Origin of the sequence: Streptomyces alkaliphilus (assembly GCF_014141535.1) — a bacterium.
In the GTDB taxonomy this organism is placed as follows: Bacteria; Actinomycetota; Actinomycetes; order Streptomycetales; family Streptomycetaceae; genus Streptomyces; species Streptomyces alkaliphilus.
Genome location: NZ_VKHT01000537.1, coordinates 1 through 3,564 on the forward strand (window position 1 = coordinate 1; position 3,564 = coordinate 3,564).

Here is a 3,564-nt window from a genome sequence, read left to right on the forward strand (position 1 = left end):
GGGTGGATGAGATGGATGAGACAGATGAGACGGATGAGGTCAGTGAGGTGGGTGAGTCATTGGCGGACATGCCGATCGCTCCTCCGAGGGCGGGTGCTCTCCCCCCACACACAGGTCTGTCCGAGGGGACTCACCCTTCCGTCGATCACCCCATGTGACAGGTAACGTACGTGTTATCCGTCGGATCGGTGTATTCGATGTGGGGGTGTCACCTCGGAGAACACCCGGAACGATGGAGGAGCCATGCGCTACCTGATGATGACCAGGCCGTCGACGACCGCCCCCGACGAGAGGATGTACGCCGAGATGGGCGCGTTCATCGAGGAACTCACCGCCTCGGGCGTCCTGCTGGCCACCGGGGGCCTGGGGCCCGAGGAGATCCGGGTGGTCTCCTCGGGGGAGGAGGTCACGGTGACCGACGGCCCCTTCACGGAGACCAAGGAGTCCGTGGTGGGCTTCGCCCTGGTGGAGGCCCGGTCCAGGGAGGAGGCCGTGGAGGTGGCCCGCCGGTTCCGGCGCATCGTCGGGGACGGCGAGAGCGTGATCCGGGAGGTTCTCACCCCGTGAGGCCCGTACTCGCGTGACGGACATCCGACGCGCCGTCGAGGCGGTCTGGAGGCTCGAGTCCGCGGCGATCGTCGCCGGGCTGACGGCGATGGTCCGCGACATCGGCCTGGCGGAGGAACTGGCCGGTGACGCGTTGGTCGCCGCTCTCGAACAGTGGCCCGTCACCGGCCTTCCCGATTCCCCCGGGGCGTGGTTGATGACGGTGGCGAAACGACGCGCGGTGGACCGTCTGCGCCGCGATCGCCGCCTCGTGAGGGAAGGGGACCGCCTCGCCCGCGAGGCGGAGTCCCCCCGCCCGGCGCCGGACCGTACCCCGGCGCAGGACGGGAACGATGTCCTGCGGCTGATGTTCCTCACCTGTCACCCCGTTCTCTCCACCGGGGAACGGGTCGCGTTGACGCTCCGTCTCCTCGGAGGACTCACCGCCGCGGAGATCGCGCGGGCCTTCCTGACGGATGAGGCACGAATCGTCCGGCGCGTCGCCGGGGCCAAGCGGAGGCTGGCGGCCGAACGGGCCTCCTTCGACCTGCCGCCGGAAACCGAGTTCCCCGCACGGCTCGCCTCCGTCTTCGACGTCGTCTACCTGATCTTCAACGAGGGGTACGCGGCGACCTCGGGCGATGACCTCCTGCGGTCCGAACTCTGCCTGGAGGCGCTGCGGCTGGGTCGGTTGTTGGCCGCCCGGGCACCGGAGCACGCCGAGGTCCACGGCCTGGTGGCGCTGATGGAACTCCAGGCGTCCCGTTCAGCCGCCCGCATCGGCCCGGCGGGCGAGCCGATCCCCCTGGAGGAACAGCATCGGGGCCGCTGGGACCCCCTGCTGATCCGTCGCGGGTTCACCGCCCTGCTGCGGGCACGGGACCTCGGCGTTCCACCCGGCCCCTATGTCCTGCAGGCCGCCGTCGCCGCCTGCCACGCCCGGGCGCGCTCCGCCGCGGATACCGACTGGCCGGCGATCAGCGCGCTGTACGACGCCCTGGTCGGACTGCTGCCGACCCCGGTCGTGCGGCTCAACCGGGCGGTGGCCAGGGGGCGGGCGCACGGCCCGGTGGTCGGCCTGGAAGCCATCGACGAACTGTCGCGCGAACCCGCGCTGCGCGACTATCACCTCCTGCCCGCAGCCAGGGGCGACCTCCTGACCCGGCTGGGGCGGACGGAGGAGGCCCGGTGGGAGTTCGCCCGGGCCGCCGCGCTCACCGGCAACGCCGCCGAGCGTGCCTTTCTCCTCCGACGGGCCGAGGCGCTCGCCGGGGACGGGGATGCCAACGGGGTGGGCGCCCCCGCCCCGCCGACCCTCGGCACGGCGGTCACCGCTTTCCTCGAGGCCCTCGTCACGGCGGACCGACCGGCCGCCACCCGGCGCGGGTACGGCACGACCCTGCGTCGGCTGTGTCTGGCGCTGGGCGGGGAGAGGCCGATGAACTCGGTGGCCGCCGAGGACGTGGCCGGGGTGTTCGAGACGCTGTGGGGCCACTCCTGCGCCGGGACGTGGAATCGCCACCGCGCGGCGGTCCGGGCTCTCGCCGTCCACGCGGAGGTGGAACACCTGATCGACGGGGTGCCGCGTCGCTCCGGTCCCCGGGAGCGACGGAAGCCGATCGACCCGGAGACGCTGCGGACCCTGTGGGAGCTCCCCGGGGTCGCCCTGCGGGAGCGGACCCTGTGGCGGTTGGTGCACGAGTCGGGGGTGGGACCGGGGACGGTGCTCTCGCTGAACGTCGAGGACCTCGACCGGGAGGACCGTCGGGCGGTGGTGAACGGCACGGAGGTGCTCTGGCGTTCCGCCACGGCGCGGCTTCTCGCCCGTCTGGTGGCGGGCCGCACCCGGGGGCCGGTCTTCCTCACCGACCGGCGTCCCGCCCCGGCGCGGGCGGGACCGGCCGGAGACCTCTGCCCGGAGACCGGACGGGCCAGATTGTCCTACGAGCGGGCCGAGTACCTCTTCAAACGGGCCACGTGCCGGTTGGATCCGAGGGGTGAGGGCTTCACCCTGGGGCGGCTGGCCCGGAGCCCTCGTGTCGGTGGAAGGTGATCAGCGGGGGGTGAGGGTCTCCAGGGCGGTGCGGACGGCTCGGCGGAAGGCGTCGCTGCCGGTGTGCCCGGCGTCCTCGACGATGTGCAGGCGGGCGTCGGGCCAGGCGCGGGCCAGCTCCCACGCGGTGATCACCGGTCCGCTCAGGTCCTGTCGTCCGTGCACCAGGACACCGGGGACCCCGGCGAGCCGGCCGGCGTTGCGGAGCAGTTCGCCCTCCTCCAGCCAGGCGCCGTGCGCGAAGTAGTGGGTGGTGATGCGGACCATCGCCATCATGTCGCGGTCCGGCCTGTCGCTGTACGGGGCGGGGGCGCCGTGCGGTTCCAGGGAGACGAGGGTGTCCTCCCAGGCGCACCACCGGCGGGCGGCGCGTTCGCGCACCTCCGCGTCGGGATGGTTCATCAGGCGGGCGTACCCGGCCACCGGGTCCTTCCGATCGACCGGGGGCAGGGCGTCCCGGAAGTGTTCCCACTCCTCGGGGAAGAAGCGTGCCGTGTCCCGGTAGAGCCAGTCGATCTCCGAACGCCGGGTCATCGTGACGCCCGCGATGACGATGCCGGCGACGCGTCCGGGATGCCGCTGGGCGTACGCGAGGAGCAGGGTGGAGCCCCAGGAGCCACCGAACAGCACCCACCGGTCCACCCCCAGGTGTTCGCGCAGCCGCTCCATGTCGGCGATCAGATGAGGGGTGGTGTTGTGCTCCAACGGCGTGGCGGGGTCGCTCGCGTGCGGCAGGCTGCGTCCGCAGCCGCGCTGATCGAACAGGATCACCCGGTACCGGCGCGGGTCGAAGTGCTGCCGCATCCGGGGCGAGCAGCCCGAACCGGGACCCCCGTGCACGACGAGGGCCGGGAAGCCCCCGGGATCGCCGCAGGTCTCCCAGTGGATGCGCTGACCGTCGCCGACGTCCAGCAGTCCCTCGTCGTACGGCTCGACGGGGGGAGGGGGCACATCCGGTGGGGGAG

Annotated in this window: 3 protein-coding genes; 2 read left to right on the top strand and 1 reads right to left on the bottom strand. The window is 72.6% G+C overall.

Annotation, left to right across the window (positions count from 1 at the left end; all coding sequences use genetic code 11):
- The first annotated feature begins 243 nt into the window (after window positions 1-243).
- Window positions 244-567 carry a YciI family protein gene (locus FNQ90_RS16265; RefSeq protein WP_182607047.1) on the top strand — a complete coding sequence of 108 codons (324 nt, stop codon included), beginning with the start codon at window positions 244-246 and terminating at the stop codon, window positions 565-567.
- Between the two features lie 13 nt (window positions 568-580).
- On the top strand, window positions 581-2,599 hold the full coding sequence (locus tag FNQ90_RS16270; protein WP_182607048.1) for a DUF6596 domain-containing protein: 2,019 nt from the start codon (window positions 581-583) through the stop codon (window positions 2,597-2,599).
- On the opposite strand, the gene pip is transcribed toward FNQ90_RS16270, so the two are convergent.
- Entirely contained in the window at window positions 2,600-3,550 is a 951-nt protein-coding gene (pip, locus tag FNQ90_RS16275) for a prolyl aminopeptidase (protein WP_182607049.1), read from the bottom strand.
- Window positions 3,551-3,564 lie beyond the last annotated feature (14 nt).

Excerpts from the sequence above, each read along its gene's own strand:
- FNQ90_RS16265 (WP_182607047.1), top strand. The coding sequence starts at position 244 with ATGCGCTACCTGATGATGACCAGGCCGTCGACGACCGCCCCCGACGAG.